This window comes from Brevibacillus soli (assembly GCF_044759095.2).
In the GTDB taxonomy this organism is placed as follows: Bacteria; Bacillota; Bacilli; order Brevibacillales; family Brevibacillaceae; genus JBIYSM02.
This window is the reverse complement of sequence record NZ_JBIYSM020000007.1, coordinates 76,181-96,974: the sequence shown is the minus strand read 5'-3', so window position 1 is coordinate 96,974 and position 20,794 is coordinate 76,181. Positions and strand designations below refer to the sequence as shown.

Sequence of the window (20,794 nt, the reverse complement as noted above, 5' to 3'; positions counted from 1 at the left end):
GAGGAGAGGAGTCGTGGGAGAAAACAAAGAGCAACAATCTCATATTCCCACGAGATTAAATATCTTGTTCTTTGTCGTGTTCCTGTTTTTTGCCGCCATTATCTTGCGCCTCGCCTACGTACAGCTGGTGGAAGGGGAGCAATACAAGCACGAGCTGGAAAAATTCAGCACTCGTGAACTGCCCATCGCAGCGCCGCGCGGACGCATCGTGGACCGCAACGGTGAGGTGCTTGTCGCCAACAAACCGGTCTATACGGTAACGTACGTGGAAGAACAGGGGCAGGAAATTGACGAGGAGCAAGTTGCCGACAGGCTGGCCCGGATTCTGACGATGGACGATGTAAAGCCGGGTACCGACAAGGAGCTTTTGCAAACCACGATCGACCTGCAGTCTACATTGCCGGTTTCTTTTGGTCCGAAAGAAACAGAAGCGCTGATCGCCGCCGTCACTCCCAAACTTCAACAGTTGCCCAAGCTGGAAGCCATTGATGGAATGACCGATTTCCAGTTGATCAAGACAGCACTCTACGTCGGACTGCGGGTGCGTTCTCCGTTTGAAAACAAGGACCGGGAAAACGTCATAAACAGCCTGAAAAATACGCTGAAGGCGACGGGGAAACCAATTGCTCTGGACGACATGTCCGACATGGAATTGCTGAAATCCGCCATTGACGCGAACCTGAATCTGAAGATTACGCTGGAGAAGGAAGACCGCGACGATCTGGAAAAGGAAGTGAAGGCACAGCTGCGTCTGCTGCCTTCTCCCGCCGAGCTGAAGGAAAAATCGGATATGGATCTGCTTCGTTACGCTTCCCTGTTCGGGATTGATGTGGCTTTGCCGCTGACGGAACAGCAGCGCCAGTTCCAATGGCACAAGCTCTCCATCCTGAAAGAGATGCGCTCTTCCCACATGGCCAGTTACATCCCGCGCCGGGTAAAAGTGAACATCTCGCAGGAAGAGATGTTCAAAATCGAGGAGCGGCGCACGGAGCTGCCTGGCATTAGCGTCGTGCTGGAACCGATCCGGGAAATCAAACCGGATCCCGATGGCTCGCCTTTTGCCACTCATATTCTCGGTTACATCAACGCGATTCGTCCTGAACAGCTGAAAGAGTACGAGGCACAGGGATACAACGCCTTTGACCGCGTCGGGGAGTCCGGATTGGAGCGTTACTACGAGCGTTATCTGCGGGGCAAAGACGGTGTTATGGAGGTCCAGGTCAATAAAAACTCAGAGACCGTGGAAAAAAAGATGCGTCAACCCGCAGAGCCTGGTAACGATCTGGTGCTTGCGCTAGACAGGCGCTTTCAAAGCAGAGTCGAGCAAATCTTAAAGGAACAGTTCGAGGAGCACAAAAAGAAACCGTCCACGCCCCCAGAATTTAAGGATGTTCATGCCCTTGTGATGGATCCCAACAACGGGGAAATTTTGGCCATGGCCAGTTACCCGGATTACGATCTGAACCTGTACTATGACCGGAAAAAATTCAACCAGGTATGGAAAAAGGATATCTTGCCGAACGAAGCGAACCGGTTCATTCATACGCCGTATCCGCCTGCTTCCACATACAAACCGCTGTCCGTCCTCATCGCGCTTCAAGAGGGTCTGACCAATCCCAACGAAGTGATTTTCGATTCCGGTGGACGCAAAGTGGGGAATGCATACAAGCGGAACTGGAAACCGAGCGGCCATGGCGCGGTAAACGCTCGTCGGGCCATTCAGGTTTCCAACAACACGTATATGTACGAAATGGCGGTTCGCCTGGCTGATCGTGCGAAGAACCACTGGTCGGACCAGTTTTCCGTTCTTGACTATTACAATGCGCAGTTCGGGCTTGGGGTAAAAACAGGCATTGACCTGCCGTTTGAAAGCTCCGGATGGGAAAACCCTAATCTGTATTACGGAAACCTGGCCGATGCGTTTATCGGACAGTATGACCTGTTTACGCCGATTCAAATCGGTCAATACATCTCGACGATTGCCAACGGCGGCTATCGCATTCGCCCTCATCTGGTGAAGGAAATCCGCAGAGGATCGACCGATCCGAAAAAACCGGGTCAAACACTGACCGTCATCGAACCGGAAGTGTTGAACCGCGTGGACATTGATCCCAAATGGATTCAGGTTGTAAAGGAAGGGATGCGGATGGTAACCCAGCCTGGCGGTACAGCTGTACGAGCGTTTCAGGGACTGCCGTTTACGGTAGCTGCCAAAACTGGTACGGCACAGACTGGACGGAGGGCAGAAAATGCTTTGATGGTAGGGTTCGCACCTTACGAGAATCCCAAAGTGGTATTTGTCATTGTAGCGCCCAACAGTTTGCGCGATGGCACTTCAAGTTCCGATGCGACCGGAGGAATTGCCCGCAAGATGCTGGAAGCGTACAACGAGCTGTATCCCGGGACTCTTACTCCTGCAGCCCCTGCAGGCCCTGTTCGGCCAACGGCAAAGAATTAACGACTGGATTCGGCAAATTTTTCATGTAATGCAGGATTCTTTCCTTTTGGTGGCGAATGGTATCGGTCGAGGTGAAACCGGTGACGACTGTGAAAAACAAGGTCACAATTAAAGGAACAAAGGACGGGCTTGTCTTTTTTATGGACGATACCTGTTCGTTTGATGAGCTGCTGACCGATTTGCGTGAAAAAATAGAGCATAGCCATCAACAGATTTTAACGGGTCCGCTGATTCGCGTATCCATTAAATTGGGAAAACGTTACTGTTCCCCGGATCAGCAGGAACAGTTGACACAGATTATCCGGCAAAAAGGAAACCTGGTGATTCACACGATTGAAGCGGATGTCATCACCAAGGAAGAGGCTTTTGCCGAACGCCTCAAGTCCAGCTTCGCCATAGAAGTGCATACCGTTCGTTCCGGTCAGGTGTTGGAGTTTGACGGTGACATCCTGTTGTTGGGAGATGTCAATCCGGGAGGAACGGTTCGCACGACCGGAAGTATCTATGTGTTGGGAAATCTGAGGGGTATCGCGCACGCAGGTATGAAAGGAGATGCACAAGCGATCATCGCTGCTGCATCCATGCGCCCTACCCAACTGCGGATCGGAGACGTCATCAGCAGACCGGGAGAAGAATGGGCGGAGACGACGGGAGCCACGGAGTTCGCCTATTTGGATAACGGCAACATGCTCGTGGCCAAGATGAATTACCTGTCGCGGATCAGGCCGGAGCTTGGCGAGAAAAAGGCCTGAGGCGAGGGATATGAGCGAAACACCGGCGGGGACCTGGGTGCGGCTTCGCAAAGGTGCAACTCGACGTAGTGTCGCCACGATGAAGCCCCCTGCGGGGACCTGGGTGTGGCTTCGCAAAGGTGCAACTCGACGCAGTGTCGCCACGATGAAGCCCCCTGCGGGGACCTGGGTGTGGCTTCGCAAAGGTGCAACTCGACGTAGTGTCGCCACGATGAAGCCCCCTGCGGGGACCTGGGTGTGGCTTCGCAAAGGTGCAACTCGACGTAGTGTCGCCACGATGAAGGAGGAACGGACGTGGGAATTGGAATTGTCGTAACATCAGGAAAAGGCGGCGTGGGAAAAACCACCACATCGGCTAATATCGGAACGGCTCTTGCACTGCTTGGGCAAAAGGTGTGCATGGTAGATACGGATATCGGCTTACGTAATCTGGACGTTGTGATGGGACTGGAAAACCGTATCATTTACGATCTGGTTGACGTCGCCGAAGGTGCCTGCCGCCTGCCGCAAGCTTTGATCAAGGACAAGCGGTTTGAAACACTCTCCCTGTTGCCGGCCGCCCAAACAAAAGACAAATCGGCCGTTTCACCCAAACAAATGGAAGAGATCGTGACCCAATTGAAGCGGGAATTTGACTACGTTATTATTGACTGTCCGGCTGGAATTGAACAGGGCTTTCGCAATGCAGTGGCCGGGGCCGATCAGGCGATTGTCGTCACGACCCCTGAAAAAGCGGCTGTTCGCGACGCCGACCGGATTATCGGTCTCTTGGAGCGGGAAAAAGTGGGAATGCCGAAACTGGTAATCAACCGCGTACGCTCCCACATGGTGAAAAACGGTGACATGCTGGACGTGGAAGACATATTGGATTTGTTAGCCATTGACTTGGTCGGTGTTGTACCGGATGATGAATATGTCATCAAGTCGGCAAATATGGGGGAACCGGCGGTCATGAACCACGAGTCGCGTGCCTCCATCGCATACCGTAACATCGCGCGCCGCCTTCTGGGCGAATCGGTGCCGCTGCAGCCGCTGGAAGAGAAATCCGGTATGCTTCACAAGTTTCGCAAGTTCTTTGGTTTAAAATAGGTTGACTGCAAAGGACAGGATGATTCCTGTTCTTTTTTCAGGGAAGCAAGTACCCCTTGGGCACCTGGATGTGGCTGCGCAGGGGAGCAGATTCGACGTAGAATTGCCAGTAAGATGGGAGGAGAAACGATGGATCTGGAAAAACGACACCTAAAAACGATAGATTGGTCGATTTTACTTATCCTCCTTGGATTGGGCATGTTCAGCTACATCGGTATCTCCGGTTCGGCGGCGGGACCGGAAACAGCCAGCCGTCAGGTGATTTGGTACATCTTCGGATTTGTGGTACTGTTTGTCACCCTGCTGTTCGACTACCGGCTGTACAGTGCGGCCGCATATGTCCTCTATGGAATCGGAATCGTTTTGCTGCTGGCCGTATTGAAGACGCCGGCGATAAACAACGCGCACAGCTGGTTCGACTTGGGACCCGTATTGTTCCAGCCGTCTGAACCAATGAAGCTGTTTACAATACTGACTGTGGCCCGGGTATTGGCGAAGCGAGCGGACGACCCGGATCGATTCTATCACTTTTATCAGTTGATTCCCGTGTGTCTTCTGGTCGCCGTTCCCCTGCTGCTGATCTTGATTCAGCCTGACCTGGGGACTTCACTCGTATACACCGGCATGCTTGCTACGATGCTCATCGTCGGGGGGATTCGGCTGAAGCACGTGCTGATTCTCGGTTCTCTCGTAGGCGGGTTCTTTGGAGTCATGACATTCCTTTACCATTACCAGCAGCAGATTTTCTTCAAGATTATCAAGCCGTACCAGTGGGATCGGATCGTCTACTGGCTCAATCCTGATCTCGAAGCGATGGGCCGAGGGTTTCAGTTGAAACAGTCACTGATTGCCATCGGCTCCGGACAGTTGTTCGGAAAAGGGGTCAACACGCCAACGCAGGCCAGCTTCGGCTGGGTCCCCGTCGGAGAAAGTGATTTCATTTTTACGGTTATCGCAGAAAAGATGGGCTTTGTTGGTGCAGGATTGCTGATGATTCTTTTCTTTTTCCTGATTTACCGGATGATCCGGATTGCGATGGAAGCAAAAGACCCGTTTGGCTCCTATGTCGTGGCAGGTGTAGTGGGGATGCTCACCTTCCAGGTGTTTGAGAACATCGGGATGACGATTCAACTCATGCCCATCACCGGGATCCCGCTTCCCTTCATTAGCTACGGCGGAAGCTCGCTGTTAACCAACTTCCTGATCATCGGTGTCGTGCTGAACATCGGCATGCGCAAAGACAAGCTCCGTTTTGATTAAAAAGAAATTTCATGACAGGTTGGCGAAGTGCGTGACAAACTGGTGAAAGTATGATACACTCAACCTAAGTTAACCATTTTTACTTGCCCATAGTGATTTGATGGATTGGATGATAAGTCGTACCTTTGATGAGATGCGTCACCATGTGATCAAATCTCGCTTTGGTACGGCTTTTTTGCAATTCGCAAACAGCTTCTTGTAAAAACGGGTTAACGCCACACTTTATCGCCTTGCACGAGGCAATGTTTAGGAGGTTTTTCTTCATGCAACAAGGTACTGTAAAATGGTTTAACGCAGAAAAAGGCTACGGCTTCATCCAAGTCGAAGGCGGAGACGATGTATTCGTACACTACAGCGCTATCCAAACAGACGGTTTCAAAACTCTTGAAGAAGGTCAAAAGGTTGAGTTTGAAATCGTTCAAGGCAGCCGCGGACCGCAAGCTGCGAACGTTGTAAAACTGTAATTCCAGCTGACAAATAAGAAGGCAGTCTCTCTACCAGGGGGGACTGCTTTTTTTGGGTGTATAAGAATTTATAAATTTGGACATCCCATACAGCCGCTAGAAAAGTGTTCGGGGCCCCGCCCGGCGAAGCAAGGGACCCCACCTGTTTGGAGTGGGTGAAAAGCTCTCCTGCGGGGACCTGGGTGTGGCTTCGCAAGATGCAACTCGACGTAGTGTCGCCACGATGAAGCCCCAAAGGGCTCGTCATATTGCCGGTAGACAAGTCATAAGATGGTAGAAAAGCTTGGCCCGGAGGGATTTGATCATGTTCGATGAAGTGGAGCGCGTGAAAGAGAGAAGACGGGAGCGGATGGATCGGCTGCGCACGCAGACAAGGGACGGCTACTCTCCGTTTGTGGACGATTGGAAGGATTCTCTGGATCTCCAAACGGGGGCATTTCCGTTTTCCTCGCAACGGGACGACGCACCGTTTCCCCATTTGCCTTTGCAGGAGAAACTGGGGATTCAATTATTTGTCTCCGTGTTGCTCATCGGCGTGGCCTACCTGTTGTTTCATTCCTCCTTCGTTCCGACGGGGTGGAAGGAGTCAGCGCGCGAGGTGATGACGCGGGACTTCAACTTCGAAGGTGCGGCTGCCTGGTACGAATCGCGGTTTGGCGAACTTCCCGCTGTGCTGCCGGCGCTCTCTACCACGAATAAATCCGTTCCGGCAAGCACTGCCGAGGGGACCACCGGTTGGAAAATGGCGTGGAAGATGGTGAAGCCGTTTGAACCGACCAACGCCAAAATTGTAGTCAATACCGGCATTGACGGGAAGGCCACGGTTGGGGAAACCGGATGGGTGACGTATATTGGTGAGAAGCCGGGATACGGCAGTACCGTGATCGTTCGTTTGACCAAGGGACGTGAGATTTGGTACGGCAATCTGGAGCAAATACAGGTTGCTCTCAACGACTGGCTGCAGCCGGGGCAGGTGGTGGGCGTCGCCCGAAAGGTAAACGACACGTCACGCTACCTTCACCTGGGGGTGAGGCAAAACGAGCAGTTCATCAATCCGCTGGAAGTGATATCACTTGACTGAGCTGCGTTTCCGGGGGATCCGTTTACGCGTTCACCTGCTCTTCTGGGCGGTAATCGGTGTCTCCTTGATGACCGGTCAGTTTCTCGAGATCCTCACCTTGTTTACGATCGTCATCATCCATGAAATGGGGCACGTTGCCGTTGCGCGGGAACTTGGCTGGACCGTGACTGAGATTCAGCTGCTGCCGTTCGGCGGCGTGGCAACGATGGAGGATGCCGCTGCGGCCGACCCGCTGGATGAGATCGTCGTTGCCCTGGCCGGCCCCTTTATGAATATCGCCATGATGGCCGTTTCGCTCTTGTTTTGGTGGACTCAGATATGGTCGGAAGAGTGGACTCATTTTTTTGTCACCAGCAACGCGATGATCGCCGGTTTTAACCTGCTGCCCATATGGCCGCTGGATGGGGGGAGAATTGTGCAGGCGCTGCTCTGCTATCGGCTGCCGTATCGACAGGCCGCTCTTTTTTCCCTTGGAGCAAGCTCTCTGTTTGCTTCCCTGATGCTGGGTCTGAGCAGTTTTTCGCTAAACCCCAATGAATTTTTGATTGCCTTGTACCTGCTGGTTGCCAATATACAGGCTTTTCTTCGTTTCCCCTATCAATTTCTCCGTTTTCTCATGAACAAGTACATCCGCCAGACGGAACAGGCCAATCTGCGTCCGGTTTGGCTAGCCCCACATTTGACGGCGATGGAGGCAAGCCAACAGCTGCGCCGCGGCTGCACTCATCTCTTTTACATTAAAGACGTCGGGCTGTTGTCGGAGGAGCAGCTCCTGCACGCTCTACTGGTTGAGCACAAGCACAATGTCTCGGTTAGTCAGTTGGTGTGACTCAACGGTTAAGCGTTCCGGCGTTTGGGAACGCTTTTCTTTTTGTGCCTGCTGTGATACGATACCCAACAGTATTTGCGGTCTCGGATCAGGCACAAGGAGGAAAAGGCATTGAAGAAACTGCTGATCAGCGTCACAGGCGATCGAACGCGCGTGGTCATGTGGGAAAACGGCCGGGTGACGGAACTGTACAATGAATCTGAAGAAACGGAACATCAGGTCGGCAATGTGTACCGCGGCCGGGTTGTGGATGTTCTGGCCAGCATGCAGGCGGCTTTTGTTGACATCGGACTCAGCAAAAACGCCTATTTGTACGTGGACGACGCGCTTTCTTCAAACAGGCAGCACGGCATCAAGCCAAACATTCGGGAACTGGTTCGAAGCGGCGAGGAGCGGTATTTCCAGGTAATCAAGGAAGCGACAGGGACAAAAGCGCCGCGTGTCACTACCCAGGTGGGTTTGCCGGGGCGATGCCTGGTTTACCTGCCACAGGAGTCGCAGATTTCCGTTTCACGAAAAATGGAGGACGACCGGGAGAGAACACGCCTGAAGCAGTTGGCAGCCCGACTGTTGAAAGAAGGGGAAGGGGTAATCATCCGTACGCAGGCTGCTGGGACGAGCGAACACCAGCTGGAGGGGGAGCTTTCGTATCTGCGTGAACGATGGCGGGAAGCCGTTGAACAAGGGAAACGGCAAAAGACTCCCTGTCTGATCTACCGGGATGACGATCTGATCGCACGCACGGTTCGGGAACGATTGTCCGACGAGGTGGATGAGCTGACGGTGGACCACCAGCCTGCTTTTCAGAGGGTGAAGGCACTCGTCCGCGCCCTCTACCCTGACTTTATGGACCGCCTCACCTATTACCAAGGCAAGCGGCCCCTCTTTGACCAGTACGGTGTGGATGCCGAGATCGATAAGGCGCTTAAGCGCCGGGTTCCGCTCAAAAGCGGCGGGTACCTGTTGATCGACCATACGGACGCGATGACGGTAATCGACGTGAACACCGGAAAGTTTACCGGGAAAGGTGCTGCCCAACTGGAGGAGACCGTTACCCAGACCAATCTGGAGGCATCGGAGGAGATTGCCCGTCAGCTGCGGCTTCGAGACATTGGCGGGATCGTGATCATCGATTTTATCGATATGAAAGCCCGCGCCAATCAGGAGCGAGTGCTGGAGCGGTTGCGCACAGAGACGGCCAAAGATCGGACTCCCACTCACGTGCTTGGCATGACGCATCTCGGACTGGTGGAGATGACGCGAAAAAAAGTGCGGCAAAATCTCGCCGAGCGGCTGACGGAGGCATGTCCGACCTGCGCGGGCCGGGGAAGGGTGATCACCGTCGGGGAGCTGGCGCTTCGTTTTGAGCAGGAGGTCGCTTCCTTGGCCAAATCGAGTGGTGCGGAGGCGATCGTGGCCGAAGTGCCGCCCCGGCTGATGGAACGCCTTGCCACAGAGCGAGAGCGCATCGAGAGCGGACTGGGGGTACGGATTCACCTGCTGATGCAGGAGCAGCTGCATCTTGAGGAGTACCGCATTCTCTACGTCGGCGACGCCCGGGAAGCGCTGCGCCGCTCCCCCTTGATTGCCAATAAATCACTTGACTAGGCCTGTTTCTTTATGGTAATCTATTGTTTGTCATGCAGCTATGCCTCGATGCATACTGTAACCGCACGAATCAGGTTCCCAAGCCGGTGTTGCAAGATACCGCACCTGTACAGGCGAGTCTGAGTATAGGAGGTGCACACAATGTACGCTATTATCGAAACCGGTGGAAAACAATACAAAGTAGAAGAAGGCGCTGTTATCTTCATCGAGAAATTGCCTGCTGGCGAAGGTGACACGGTTACGTTCGACAAGGTTCTCTTTGTAAACAAAGACGGCAAGGTTACAGCAGGAGCTCCTACTGTAGCTGGTGCAACGGTAACGGGTAAAGTAGAAAAACACGGTAAAGGTCAAAAAATTATCGTGTACAAATACAAAGCCAAGAAAAACTACCGTCGCAAGCAAGGTCATCGTCAACCATTCACCAAAGTTGTGATTGAAAAAATCAACGCCTAATTTGGTGAAGCGATGATTGAAGTGGTCGTTGAACGCACGCAAAACGGTATAAAAGAAGTGACCATTTCGGGACACGCTTATGCGGCCGAGCCCGGTTCGGATATTGTTTGCTCGGCGGTATCCGGGATTAGTCTGGGCACCCTGAATTCGGTTCATCTTCTTCTCGGTGTTACGCCCGATGTTCAGCAGGCAGAGCGGGGCGGCGGGTTTCTCCGCTGGAGTGTACGTCCGCTTGAGGACGCCAAGCTCCATGAGAAGCAACAGCTGTTGGCAGAGAGCATGGTCATTGCCCTGCTGGCTGTAGCCGAACAGTACGGCGAGTATGTTACAGTAAAAGATGCAAAATGGCAAGGAGGTGCCTCATGATGAAAATGCTGTTTACTATGGACCTGCAATTCTTCGCCTCCAAAAAAGGGGTAGGTTCCACGAAGAACGGCCGCGACTCCATCGCGAAACGCCTGGGAACCAAGCGCGGCGACGGTCAATTCGTAAAAGCCGGTAATATCCTTGTACGTCAACGCGGTACAAAGATTTACCCTGGTGCGAACGTAGGCATCGGCGGCGACGATACACTGTTTGCAACTGCAGACGGTATTGTTCGCTTCAAGCGCCTGGGCCGCGATCGCAAGCAAGTTGTAATCGAACCGGTTGCAACACAAGCGTAAATGCCTGAAAAAAAAACCCAGCCTAACCGCTGGGTTTTCTTTATGTGATTTACACAGCTGTGGTACAATGAAAGTTACGGTAGAAAAAAATCTGAGGTCAACTACATCCTCGGAAAGATTATGATGCATGGGTGGGGGAAGATGCGCGACGAGCAAAAGCTGTTTAAACAGCAAACAGACCAGTTGCTGAAAGTGCTTAACCAGCAGCGTCACGACTGGTTGAATCATTTTCAAGTGTTGCTTGGCTACCTGAGACTGGGACGCCCTGAACAAGGAGTAGAATATCTCCAGCGTGTAACCGAGTTGACGTATCAGGAAAGCATGATTGCCCGTATCAACAGCTCGCTCTTGTCCGTATTCTTCCTGACTTTCAACGCCCTGCACACGGATCTGCTGCTGGAGGTCGAGATTGGCAACCAGGTGGACCTCACGGAAGCGGCGGTTACGGAAACGGAGCTGTTCCGGTTTGTGACCGACCTGATTCTGTCAGTAAAAGAGCATGTGAACAGGCATGAGTATGAGCCGGCCAGCATGCTTGTTTCTTTGTTCGCCGATGAACGGGGCATTCACTTCCGATTTGACCTTGCGGGAGGACTGCGTGCATCCGGTTTGGAAGAAGTGGAAAAACTGGTACATAGCAGCAAGCAGCATGCGATGGACGTCGCCGAATGGATACATACGAACGAGGAATGGGTACTGGAAGTAGTGGTTCCAGTGGTGGAAAGAAAGAGGTGACACCATGTTTGTCGATCAGGTAAAAATTTATGTCAAGGGCGGTGACGGCGGTAACGGCGCAGTCTCGTTCCGACGTGAGAAATACGTCCCCCTGGGCGGTCCGGCAGGGGGAGACGGCGGACGGGGCGGCGACGTTGTGTTCGTCGTGGATGAGGGATTGCGTACCCTTGTCGACTTCCGCTATCAGCGTCATTTCAAGGCTCCCCGTGGTGAAAACGGACGCAACAAGAGCATGCATGGAGCCGGTGCGGAAGATCTGATCGTCCGCGTTCCCCCGGGGACAACCGTCTACGATACCGATACCGGAGAAATCATTGCCGACCTGGTGGAGCACGGTCAGCGGGCTGTGATTGCCAAGGGAGGACGCGGGGGACGAGGAAACATCCGTTTTGCCACTTCCGCAAACCCGGCTCCGGAGATTGCGGAAAACGGCGAGCCGGGACAGGAGCGCAACGTTACCCTGGAGTTAAAACTGATTGCTGACGTAGGATTGGTTGGCTATCCGAGCGTGGGCAAATCCACATTGCTGGCAAGCGTTACGGCTGCCAAACCAAAGATTGCGGAATACCACTTTACGACCCTGACACCAAATCTGGGCGTGGTGGATCTGGGCGAGCGCAGCTTTGTCATGGCGGACTTGCCTGGCCTTATTGAAGGAGCGCATGAAGGGGTAGGTTTGGGACATCAGTTCCTGCGCCACGTGGAACGTACTCGCCTGATTATTCACGTGATCGACATGGCGGCAGTGGACGGACGGGATCCGTATGAAGATTTTAGACAGATCAACGAAGAATTGAAGCTGTACAACATCAAGCTGGAAGAGCGCCCGCAGATCGTAGCCGCCAACAAGATGGATCTGCCGCAAGCCCGGGAAAACCTGCAGCGCTTTAAGGAAAAAGTGCCTGATATCAAGGTGTATGAAATTTCGGCAGCGACGAAACAGGGCGTGCAGGAGCTTATGTACGCAGTTGCCGATCTGCTGGAAACCATCCCGGAAAAACCGACCGTCGAGGAAGTGGCCGAGGTGGAAGAACGCGTCGTCTTCCGCGCTGAGCCGGAGCCGATTCCCTTTGAGATTTCCAAAGAGGACGATGTCTTTGTTGTCAGCGGTGAAAAAATTGAAAAGCTTGTTCGCATGACGAATTTAAACAGTTACGATTCCATTCAGCGGTTTGCCCGCTTGATGCGCAACATGGGTGTCGACGAAGCGCTGCGCAAGCGTGGTGCAAAGGACGGAGACACCGTCCGAATCGGCGATTTCGAGTTTGAATTCGTGGAGTGATGATTTATCATCAATCTTGTCAAAACCGCCTCCTTGTGTAAGGGGAGGCGGTTTTTTGCGTGGGAAGGGAAATAGGAAAAAGTGACCATTTTTTGCGGATTTGTATATTGCCGCTACAAAATCGGCAGGGACAAGTCGATAGAAGAAAGGACGGAAGCTTTTTCCGTTACTTTTTCCGAGAGGGGTGCTTGCTCAGTGAAAAAATGGCTTTCGTTTACACTTGTTTTTCTCATGCTCTTTACGTGGATCCCCGTGATCCAGGCCAAAGCGCAGCCGGTTCAGACGGCAAAGGAGCAATCAGGGAAACCGAAGCCTGACAAGCCGGTGAAAGCCAAGAAAGCAAAGGCGAGCGGAACGGTAACGGCAGTGGATGAAGCTGCCGGCAAATTGACACTGGATGCAAAGGGACAACCGCTTGAACTTGTTGTGGACCAGAAAACCAAATTAAAGCTGCCGGGATGGAAAAATCCGACGCTGGCTGACGTTTGGGAAGGCGATTCCGTCAAGGTGGAGTACATGGCGGCGGAAGAAATGCAGAAGGCTATCTCCATTCATGTATCCAAGAAAAAGGGAAGCGTGAATGGAAAGGTGGAGTCGATTGATTTAGAAGCCCAGACCTTTACCGCTGCGGGAAAAACCGTTCAAGTGACGGAGAAGACCGCGTGGAAATGGAAAGGGGAGAAAGGCACGCTGGCTGATCTGCTTCAGGGCGATCAGGTGAGCGTGTCAGGCTACCTCAAGGGAGAGGTGCTTCAGGCGTCATCCATAAAGGTGAAGCGCAGCGGGACCGTCGTGAAGGGAACCGTAGCCTCCGTTGATCTGGAAGCAAGGACGATCCTCCTCGACGATGTGAAGGTTGTTGTGGCAGATGACGCGAAACTTCGTTTGAACGGAGAAGAAGCGACCCTGGAAGAAGTCCTGCCGGGTGACAAGGTAGTGGCAACCGGTCAAAAAACAGGAGACGTGATAACGGCAAAAGTGGTCAGCATTCAGCGGGAACCGGTGAAATGGGAAGGTTCCATCGAAGTTGTCGACGTGACGGCCGGAACCATTACCTTGAACGGACAAGTCATTACGGTAACGGACGACACCAGGATCAAGCAGGATGATCAAGCGTTGACTTTGGCGGATCTTGTGGTTGGTACGCAGGTGGAAGTGAAGGCGATGCAGCAGGGCGAGACGTGGCTTGCACTGAAGATTAAGGTCAAAGAGGAAGACGACGAGGAAGATGACGACGAGAAGAAAGAAGGCGAAGTGGAAGGCAGGGTTGAAGCCATCGATGCTTTTGCCATGACGCTGACGATCCACGGCAAGACCATTCAGGTGACGGAAGCGACCAAAATCAAAGCGGAAAAACAAGAAAACTTCAGCTTTGCCGAAATCCAGGTTGGAGATAAGGTAGAGGCAGAAGGAACCTGGGAAGAAGGCGTCCTGATCGCCCAAGAATTGAAAGTGGAGAATGAGGACGACTGACAAGTGGAGGCATCCCGCCATGATGGTGGATGCCTCTTTTTTGGTGTATAGAATTTATCAATTTGGACATCCCATACAGCCGCTAGAAAAGGGTTCGGGGCCCCGCCCGGCGAAAAAAGGGACCCCACTCGGCTCAGCGATAGCTACCACCGAGTGGGGTGAGAATAGCGAATGCCGGGTGGGTTTTCTTAGGTAATGTTTACCCGTTACCGCTCGGGTCTTCCGTAATATGGGGAGATTGCGCCATCTTTTTTCCTTTCATTTTGTCCCCGAACTGATCGAGATCACTCGGCTTACCCGGGGGATGGTTGTTACGGCGCTCCGATTTGTCTGCTTTGCCGCGTCCTGCCATGTTTTTCACCTCGCTTTTTTCTGAATCTTTACTAGTCTGAACAAACGGAAGCGGATCCATGTAAAAAAATAGCGGAGAAGGATTGTCACAAGGAGAAACATTCGATATAATGTCCCCATTGAATGAACACGTGTTTACTTCAGGAGGACAAATGAAACGAGAAGAAAAATTTTACCTGATCCGTTCCGATATTCTGCCGGAATCAATCGCCAAAACTATTGAAGCGAAAAAGCTGCTTGAATCCGGTGAAGTCGATACGGTAAACGAGGCGGTGGAGCGCGTCGGTTTAAGCCGCAGCGCTTTTTACAAATACAAGGACAGCATTTTCCCGTTCAACGCCATGATGAGGGAAAACATCATGACGATCACGTTTACCTTGGAACACCGCTCCGGCTTTCTTTCCAAGGTGCTGCAATACGTGGCAGAGCAGGGAGGAAACGTACTGACAATCAACCAAACCATTCCGCTGCAGGGAATTGCCAACATCTCCATGTCCGTGGACATGGCGAATTTGAAAGTCTCAAGCACGGAGTTTTTGGATGGATTGCAGGAAATAAACGGCGTGCGCAAAGCGATGATCGTGGGACGCGGATAGAACGCTGACTAATGGGAGGAAAGAGAGATGGAGAAGAAACAAACGGCAAAAGTGGGATTGATGGGATTCGGTACGGTAGGCACGGGTGTGGTGCGCATCATTCAGGGACATCAGGAGGATTTGCAAAAGCAGACCGGACTCGGAATCGAGGTACATAAGATTCTGGTCCAGGATCCGGGGAAATCGCGCAGCATTGATTCCATGAAACACATCATAACCTCTAACCCGAACGATCTGCTGGACGATCCGGAAATTGACATCATCGTCGAAGTCATCGGGGGGATCTCACCGGCCAAGGAGTACATCCTGGCTGCTCTGGAGCGCGGCAAGCACGTGGTGACGGCCAACAAGGACCTGATGGCGCTGCACGGCGGAGAAATTCTGCAAAAGGCACAGGAGAAAGGCTGCGATGTCTTTTACGAAGCGAGCGTGGCTGGCGGCATCCCCATCCTGAGAGCCCTGGTGGAAGGCTTCTCCTCCGACCGCATCACCAAAATGATGGGGATTGTCAACGGCACGACCAACTACATTCTGACGAAAATGAGCCAGGAAGGCGCCGACTACGGAGAAGTGCTGAAAGAGGCGCAGGCACTCGGTTACGCGGAAGCAGATCCGACCTCGGATGTCGAGGGCTTCGACGCAGCACGCAAGATGGCGATTCTGGCGACGCTGGGCTTCCGGGTCCCGATGAAACTGGAGGATGTGGACGTAAAAGGCATCAGCCAGGTATCCAAGGAGGACATCGCCTACGGCAAAAAGCTGGGCTATGAGGTGAAGTTGCTCGGGATTGCCAGACGGGACGGCGAGGCGATTGAGGTGAGCGTGCAGCCCACCATGCTGCCGAAATCCCATCCGCTCGCATCGGTCAACGGCGTGTTCAACGCCGTATATGTACATGGGGAAGCCGTGGGAGAAACGATGTTTTACGGTCCGGGAGCCGGGGAACTGCCGACGGCGACCGCGGTCGTGTCCGACCTCGTAACCGTGGTAAAGAACATGAAGCTGGGTGTAAGCGGACGCGGCATGGTCGCACCGTATAAAGAAAAAATCCTGAAAGAAGACAGCGAAAAGTTCTCCAAGTACTTCCTGCGCATCATTGTCGCTGACAAACGCGGCGTACTGGCGCAAATTACCCAGCTTTTGGCAGACAAAAACATTTCGCTTGTGCAGGTGTTGCAGCAGCCGTACAACGGCGGCACGCAGGCGGAAATCATCCTGGTGACGCACCTGGCAGCCAAATGCGATATGGAAAACGTGCTCAAGCACATGCAGGAAATGGAAATCGTTCATGAAGTGAAAAGCTGCTACCGTGTAGAGGGAGGAGATTCCGAATGAGCAAAAATACCCAATTTGTTGACCAGGCAAGCCGCCAATCGGGAATAATCGCCCGCTACCGCACGTTTTTACCGGTGTCGGAAAAGACCCCGGAATTGAGCCTGCATGAGGGCAACACTCCCTTGATCCACGCACCGTCGCTGTCCAGGCAGCTGGGAGTGGAACTGTATTTCAAATACGAAGGGTTGAACCCGACCGGATCATTTAAGGATCGCGGCATGGTAATGGCCGTGGCCAAAGCGATGGAAGAAGGAAGCAAAACGATCATGTGCGCTTCCACGGGCAACACTTCGGCAGCGGCAGCAGCCTACGCCGCACGGGCGGGCCTCCGCTGCATCGTACTGATCCCGAGCGGAAACATCGCGCTGGGCAAGCTGGCCCAGGCGATTGCCTACGGTGCGGAAGTGATCGCAATCGACGGCAACTTTGACGAGGCGCTGCGAATTGTTCGGGACATTACCGCGCAAGAACCGATCACTTTGGTCAACTCGGTGAACCCTTACCGGATCGAAGGCCAAAAGACAGCGTCCTTTGAGATCTGCGACGCTTTGGGCCAAGCGCCCGACATCCTGGCCATTCCGGTCGGCAATGCGGGGAACATCACCGCCTATTGGAAAGGGTTCAAGGAGTACAACAAAGCCGGACGGATTGACAAGCTGCCGCTGATGTACGGCTTCCAGGCCGCCGGAGCTGCACCGCTTGTCCATGGAGAGCCTGTGCCCAATCCGGAGACGATCGCGACGGCAATCCGGATTGGCAACCCGGCAAGCAAGGAAGGGGCGCTGAACGCCATCCGCGAATCGGGAGGATTGGTGGACAGCGTTACGGATGAGGAGATAGTAGAGGCGTACCAGTTGCTGGCCAAAAACGAAGGAATCTTCTGCGAACCGGCTTCTGCTGCCTCGCTGGCTGGAGTTGTCAAGCTGCGAAAAGCAGGGCGTTTGGCGGACGGGGCCGTTATCGCCTGCGTGCTGACCGGTAACGGACTGAAGGATCCAAACGTCGCGCTGAAACTGGTTGGAGAGGAGCCGCGTGCCGTACCCGCGACCCGTGAGGCCGTAATGGCGCTGATTAAGGAAAAAAAAGCAGGTGAGTGACATCATGAACAATCGACGCGTGCGGGTAACGGTGCCCGCCAGTACGGCCAATCTGGGACCGGGATTTGACGCCGTCGGAATGGCTTTTCAACTTTACTCTACCATTGAGATGCGCGTTAGCGGAAAAACGGAGATCGAACTCCATGGGTCCGAACTGCATGCTCTCCCTGCCGATAAAAGCAATTTGCTGTACCAAGTGGCGGCCCAGCTGTTTCAACAGGCTGGGTTGCCTGCCCCCGAACTGCACATCAAGGCATCCAGTAAGGTGCCTTTGACTCGCGGACTGGGCAGCAGCGCGGCAGCGATCGTCGCGGCGTTGGTGGCAGCCAACAGTCTGGCAGGAGAACCGTTTTCACGCGATCAGTTATTCGACATGGCCAGCCGTATGGAAGGACATCCGGACAACGTCGGCGCTGCGATGTTCGGCGGAATCGTCGTCTCGACGTTACCGGAGAAAGCGGACCAACCGGTTCCCTACGTACGCTTTTCTCCTCCTTCAGGTTTGCGGGTGATGGTTGTCATTCCCGATTTCTGGCTGCCGACGGAACAAGCCCGACACGTCCTGCCGGAGGTATACAGCAAGCAGGATGTGATTTATAATGTTGGTCATAGCAGTTTGCTGGTGGCCGCGTTGGCATACGGCAGACTTGACCTGCTTGCCCAGGCGATGCGGGATCGGCTGCATCAGCCGTATCGCGCCGAACTGGTTCCCGGCCTGACGGAAATACTGGAGGGTGCTCCCGGACACGGAGCGCTGGGTGCCGCCCTGAGCGGGGCAGGCCCGACTATCCTCTGTTTTTACGCCGGAGAGGAGGAGAAAGAGCGACTGCTCTTTTTCGTCGACCAGGTGATGGCGCAAAACGGAATCGCCTATCGTACGATGCTGCTGATACCTGATCAACTCGGCGCGCAGGTGGACTACCTGGAATAGAGAGAGGAACAGGGATAGGAGAAAAGCCATGGAGAAGAAACTTGCCTTTTTGGGCCCCCGGGGAACGTTTACCGAAGAGGCGGCCCGCGCACTGACTGGTCATCAAGGGCTCCGTTATCTGCCCTGCCAGAGCATCATTGATGTACTGAATGCTGTGGCCAAAGAGGATGTGGAGTACGGCGTCGTTCCGATGGAGAATTCCATTGAAGGAACGGTTAATTCAACACTGGATTGGCTGATTCACGAAGTGGACTTGCCGATTATGGCGGAACTGGCCCTGCCCATTTCGCAGCACCTTCTGGTAGCTGAACGGGAGGAACAGCTGGCTCTTTCCTCCATTACCAGAGTGCTGTCACACCCCCACGCTATCGCCCAATGCCACAATTTTCTGCAAACCTATCTGCCGCATGCAGTCATCGAGTACACCAACAGTACGGCCATGGCGGCGCAGATGGTGAGCGAGCATCCCGATGAACCGTGGGCAGCGATCGGCACGCGCCTGGCACCGGAGATCTATCCGCTAGCTTTCGCCCGCCAAAACATCGAAGATTACTCCAACAACTACACCCGGTTTGTACTGGTGGGGCAACACCCGATGGAGCTGCCTGATTCTCCGAAAGAGAAAACGACCATTCTGGTTACGCTGCCGGAAGATTTTCCGGGAGCGCTCTATCAAGTGCTGGCCGCCTTCGCATGGCGCAAAATCAACCTGTCCCGCATCGAATCTCGCCCGACGAAAAAAGGGCTGGGCAGCTATTACTTCGTCATTGATATCGAACAGAAAATGGATGAGGTATTGCTCCCGGGCGCGTTCGCTGAAATCGAAGCGTTGGGCTGCCAGGTTCGCCAGTTGGGGACATATCCGTTCTACTTGCAGAAAGTCACCTCGTAGCAGGTGGCTTTTTTGGTGTATAAGAATTAATAAATTTGGACATCCCATACAGCCGCTAGAAAAGTGTTCGGGACCCCGCCCGGCGAAAAAAGGGACCCCACTCGGCTCAGCGATAGCTACCGCCGAGTGGGGTGAGAATAGCGAATGCCGGGTGGGTTTTCTTACGCCCGTAACTGTCCAGTAACAGTCTCTGTGTCTGATCGCGCAGGGACGAATGTTATGAAAAAGTTGGGCGCATGCCCGATCCTCCCCTGTGAGCAAAACGCCTATGGGTGCATACCATGGTAGGGAGTTTTCGAGAGGGAGGAGAATCATCCAGTGAAAATTCACGTAGTGCAAAAAGGCGATACCATGTGGAAAATCGCCAAGAAATACGGCGTCGACTTCAAAGAATTGCTTCGCCTGAACAGCCAAATCAAAACCCCTGACGTAATTTATCCCGGAGCGAGAATCAAGATTCCCACTAGACGGGTACCGGTACGACCGCGCGATACTGAATCGCCTGGGGGAGGGCAGTCCTCCTCCGTGAAGGAAATGCCCGTTCCAGAGTCAAAGGAAGCGCCGATCGTTCCGCCGGAAATTGAACGTCGTCCAATGGAAGTGGAAGAAGAGGACGAGTTCGAGATTCAAGCGGAGATGCCTGCCCTTCCCGAAGCGCCTGTCACGCCGCCGCCGGTACAGCCCAAACCGATGATGCCTCAGATGCAGCCGCAGATCCAGCAGCGCCCAATGATGCCGCAAATGCTGCCGCCGGTACAGCCGAATCCGATGATGCCGCAAATGCTGCCGCCGGTACAGCCGAATCCGATGATGCCGCAGATGCAGCCGCAGATCCAGCAGCGTCCGATGATGCCGCAAATGCTGCCGCCGGTACAGCCGAATCCGATGATGCCGCAGATGCAGCCGCAGATCCAGCAGCGTCCGATGATGCCGCAAATGCTGCCGCCAGTACAGCCGAATCCGATGATGCCGCAGATGCAGCCGCAGATCCAGCAGCGCCCGATGATGCCGCATATGATGCCGCAAATCCAGCAGCGTCCATTCGTGCCTGAACAGCCATGTCCGCCTTGCAGTCCCCCTCCGCGGATGATGCCGATGCCGTACTCGGTTCCATGGTGTCCGCCGATGCCTCATTCATTCATGCCGATGCACCCGAACCGTCCACTGATGATGCCGTCATACGAGTACCCGTCCTCTTCGTACGAATCGTCCAGCGACGACTACGGACAACCAAGAGGGCAGAGCACTTCATCCATGGAGATGTACTATCATCACCACTATATGCCGCCTTACCACTATCAGGCAGGACAGATGAACAGACCCCCCGGTACTATGAACAGCCCGATGTACCCTTCTTCCCAACACATGCCGGAAATGCCCGACCGAGATGTATGGCCCGATTGGGAGCATGGGTACGATGAATCCTCCTCTTCTTCATGAGGA

Annotated in this window: 22 protein-coding genes and 1 other annotated feature; of the genes, 21 read left to right on the top strand and 1 reads right to left on the bottom strand. The window is 53.7% G+C overall.

Translation table 11 applies throughout. The features are described 5' to 3' along the window. Window positions 1-13: 13 nt before the first annotated feature. From ACE99V_RS04760 to ACE99V_RS04690, 15 genes are all read left to right on the top strand, one after another. On the top strand, window positions 14-2,458 hold the full coding sequence (locus ACE99V_RS04760) for a peptidoglycan D,D-transpeptidase FtsI family protein (protein WP_400489887.1): 2,445 nt from the start codon (window positions 14-16) through the stop codon (window positions 2,456-2,458). 80 nt (window positions 2,459-2,538) lie between these two features. After that, window positions 2,539-3,210: a septum site-determining protein MinC gene (gene minC, locus ACE99V_RS04755; RefSeq protein WP_491624836.1), complete on the top strand. Its 672-nt coding sequence runs from the start codon at window positions 2,539-2,541 to the stop codon at window positions 3,208-3,210. A 10-nt stretch (window positions 3,211-3,220) separates the two neighbouring features. After that, window positions 3,221-3,526 (top strand): hypothetical protein, encoded by a 306-nt coding sequence (locus tag ACE99V_RS04750; RefSeq protein ID WP_420998222.1) that lies wholly within the window; start codon window positions 3,221-3,223, stop codon window positions 3,524-3,526. Beyond that, window positions 3,505-4,299 carry a septum site-determining protein MinD gene (minD, locus tag ACE99V_RS04745; RefSeq protein WP_400489885.1) on the top strand — a complete coding sequence of 265 codons (795 nt, stop codon included), beginning with the start codon at window positions 3,505-3,507 and terminating at the stop codon, window positions 4,297-4,299. The genes ACE99V_RS04750 and minD overlap by 22 nt, the downstream gene beginning before the upstream one ends. Before the next feature lie 129 nt (window positions 4,300-4,428). Next, a complete protein-coding gene (gene rodA / locus ACE99V_RS04740) occupies window positions 4,429-5,559 on the top strand; it encodes a rod shape-determining protein RodA (protein WP_400489884.1) in 1,131 nt (376 codons plus the stop codon). 263 nt (window positions 5,560-5,822) lie between these two features. Next, window positions 5,823-6,023 (top strand): cold-shock protein, encoded by a 201-nt coding sequence (locus tag ACE99V_RS04735; protein WP_400489883.1) that lies wholly within the window; start codon window positions 5,823-5,825, stop codon window positions 6,021-6,023. Window positions 6,024-6,327: 304 nt separating this feature from the next. Next, window positions 6,328-7,104, top strand: coding sequence for a peptidoglycan DD-metalloendopeptidase family protein (locus ACE99V_RS04730; RefSeq protein ID WP_400489882.1), 777 nt, complete (start codon window positions 6,328-6,330; stop codon window positions 7,102-7,104). Then, window positions 7,097-7,933 (top strand): M50 family metallopeptidase, encoded by an 837-nt coding sequence (locus ACE99V_RS04725; protein WP_400489881.1) that lies wholly within the window; start codon window positions 7,097-7,099, stop codon window positions 7,931-7,933. Before ACE99V_RS04730 ends, ACE99V_RS04725 begins: the two co-directional genes overlap by 8 nt. Before the next feature lie 111 nt (window positions 7,934-8,044). Next, window positions 8,045-9,541 carry an Rne/Rng family ribonuclease gene (locus ACE99V_RS04720; RefSeq protein WP_400489880.1) on the top strand — a complete coding sequence of 499 codons (1,497 nt, stop codon included), beginning with the start codon at window positions 8,045-8,047 and terminating at the stop codon, window positions 9,539-9,541. Window positions 9,542-9,590: 49 nt separating this feature from the next. After that, window positions 9,591-9,672: a sequence feature (ribosomal protein L21 leader region), on the top strand. Window positions 9,673-9,682: 10 nt separating this feature from the next. After that, window positions 9,683-9,994, top strand: coding sequence for a 50S ribosomal protein L21 (rplU, locus tag ACE99V_RS04715; protein ID WP_400489879.1), 312 nt, complete (start codon window positions 9,683-9,685; stop codon window positions 9,992-9,994). 12 nt (window positions 9,995-10,006) lie between these two features. After that, window positions 10,007-10,360, top strand: coding sequence for a ribosomal-processing cysteine protease Prp (locus tag ACE99V_RS04710; protein ID WP_400489878.1), 354 nt, complete (start codon window positions 10,007-10,009; stop codon window positions 10,358-10,360). Window positions 10,361-10,365: 5 nt separating this feature from the next. Further along, complete coding sequence (gene rpmA / locus ACE99V_RS04705; RefSeq protein ID WP_400489906.1) at window positions 10,366-10,659, top strand: 50S ribosomal protein L27; 294 nt, start codon at window positions 10,366-10,368, stop codon at window positions 10,657-10,659. Between the two features lie 141 nt (window positions 10,660-10,800). Then, a complete protein-coding gene (locus tag ACE99V_RS04700) occupies window positions 10,801-11,394 on the top strand; it encodes a Spo0B C-terminal domain-containing protein (protein WP_400489877.1) in 594 nt (197 codons plus the stop codon). Between the two features lie 4 nt (window positions 11,395-11,398). After that, window positions 11,399-12,676: a GTPase ObgE gene (obgE, locus tag ACE99V_RS04695; protein WP_400489876.1), complete on the top strand. Its 1,278-nt coding sequence runs from the start codon at window positions 11,399-11,401 to the stop codon at window positions 12,674-12,676. 195 nt (window positions 12,677-12,871) lie between these two features. Continuing rightward, the gene (locus ACE99V_RS04690; RefSeq protein WP_400489875.1) at window positions 12,872-14,149 is read left to right on the top strand and encodes a DUF5666 domain-containing protein; all 1,278 of its coding nucleotides are present in this window, start codon (window positions 12,872-12,874) and stop codon (window positions 14,147-14,149) included. 199 nt (window positions 14,150-14,348) lie between these two features. On the opposite strand, the gene ACE99V_RS04685 is transcribed toward ACE99V_RS04690, so the two are convergent. Next, on the bottom strand, window positions 14,349-14,501 hold the full coding sequence (locus tag ACE99V_RS04685) for a hypothetical protein (RefSeq protein ID WP_400489874.1): 153 nt from the start codon (window positions 14,499-14,501) through the stop codon (window positions 14,349-14,351). 151 nt (window positions 14,502-14,652) lie between these two features. Between ACE99V_RS04685 and ACE99V_RS04680 the strand changes: the two genes are divergently transcribed. The 6 genes from ACE99V_RS04680 to safA all read left to right on the top strand — a co-directional run bounded on the left by ACE99V_RS04680 (window position 14,653) and on the right by safA (window position 20,791). Next, window positions 14,653-15,096, top strand: coding sequence for an ACT domain-containing protein (locus ACE99V_RS04680; protein WP_400489873.1), 444 nt, complete (start codon window positions 14,653-14,655; stop codon window positions 15,094-15,096). 27 nt (window positions 15,097-15,123) lie between these two features. Continuing rightward, window positions 15,124-16,431, top strand: a complete 1,308-nt coding sequence (locus ACE99V_RS04675) for a homoserine dehydrogenase (RefSeq protein WP_400489872.1) — start codon at window positions 15,124-15,126, stop codon at window positions 16,429-16,431. Beyond that, complete coding sequence (thrC, locus tag ACE99V_RS04670; protein WP_400489871.1) at window positions 16,428-17,528, top strand: threonine synthase; 1,101 nt, start codon at window positions 16,428-16,430, stop codon at window positions 17,526-17,528. The genes ACE99V_RS04675 and thrC overlap by 4 nt, the downstream gene beginning before the upstream one ends. Window positions 17,529-17,532: 4 nt before the next feature. Then, window positions 17,533-18,459, top strand: coding sequence for a homoserine kinase (thrB, locus tag ACE99V_RS04665; protein WP_400489870.1), 927 nt, complete (start codon window positions 17,533-17,535; stop codon window positions 18,457-18,459). 28 nt (window positions 18,460-18,487) lie between these two features. Beyond that, on the top strand, window positions 18,488-19,351 hold the full coding sequence (gene pheA / locus ACE99V_RS04660) for a prephenate dehydratase (protein ID WP_400489869.1): 864 nt from the start codon (window positions 18,488-18,490) through the stop codon (window positions 19,349-19,351). 318 nt (window positions 19,352-19,669) lie between these two features. After that, window positions 19,670-20,791: a SafA/ExsA family spore coat assembly protein gene (gene safA, locus ACE99V_RS04655; RefSeq protein WP_420998214.1), complete on the top strand. Its 1,122-nt coding sequence runs from the start codon at window positions 19,670-19,672 to the stop codon at window positions 20,789-20,791. The last annotated feature ends 3 nt before the right edge of the window (window positions 20,792-20,794 follow it).

Coding starts and splice junctions, on each gene's coding strand:
- ACE99V_RS04750 (WP_420998222.1), top strand. CDS start 3,221: ATGAGCGAAACACCGGCGGGGACCTGGGTGCGGCTTCGCAAAGGTGCA.
- rodA (WP_400489884.1), top strand. CDS start 4,429: ATGGATCTGGAAAAACGACACCTAAAAACGATAGATTGGTCGATTTTA.
- ACE99V_RS04735 (WP_400489883.1), top strand. CDS start 5,823: ATGCAACAAGGTACTGTAAAATGGTTTAACGCAGAAAAAGGCTACGGC.
- ACE99V_RS04730 (WP_400489882.1), top strand. CDS start 6,328: ATGTTCGATGAAGTGGAGCGCGTGAAAGAGAGAAGACGGGAGCGGATG.
- rplU (WP_400489879.1), top strand. CDS start 9,683: ATGTACGCTATTATCGAAACCGGTGGAAAACAATACAAAGTAGAAGAA.
- ACE99V_RS04710 (WP_400489878.1), top strand. CDS start 10,007: ATGATTGAAGTGGTCGTTGAACGCACGCAAAACGGTATAAAAGAAGTG.
- rpmA (WP_400489906.1), top strand. CDS start 10,366: ATGCTGTTTACTATGGACCTGCAATTCTTCGCCTCCAAAAAAGGGGTA.
- ACE99V_RS04700 (WP_400489877.1), top strand. CDS start 10,801: ATGCGCGACGAGCAAAAGCTGTTTAAACAGCAAACAGACCAGTTGCTG.
- obgE (WP_400489876.1), top strand. CDS start 11,399: ATGTTTGTCGATCAGGTAAAAATTTATGTCAAGGGCGGTGACGGCGGT.
- ACE99V_RS04685 (WP_400489874.1), bottom strand. CDS start 14,501: ATGGCAGGACGCGGCAAAGCAGACAAATCGGAGCGCCGTAACAACCAT.
- ACE99V_RS04680 (WP_400489873.1), top strand. CDS start 14,653: ATGAAACGAGAAGAAAAATTTTACCTGATCCGTTCCGATATTCTGCCG.
- ACE99V_RS04675 (WP_400489872.1), top strand. CDS start 15,124: ATGGAGAAGAAACAAACGGCAAAAGTGGGATTGATGGGATTCGGTACG.
- thrC (WP_400489871.1), top strand. CDS start 16,428: ATGAGCAAAAATACCCAATTTGTTGACCAGGCAAGCCGCCAATCGGGA.
- thrB (WP_400489870.1), top strand. CDS start 17,533: ATGAACAATCGACGCGTGCGGGTAACGGTGCCCGCCAGTACGGCCAAT.
- pheA (WP_400489869.1), top strand. CDS start 18,488: ATGGAGAAGAAACTTGCCTTTTTGGGCCCCCGGGGAACGTTTACCGAA.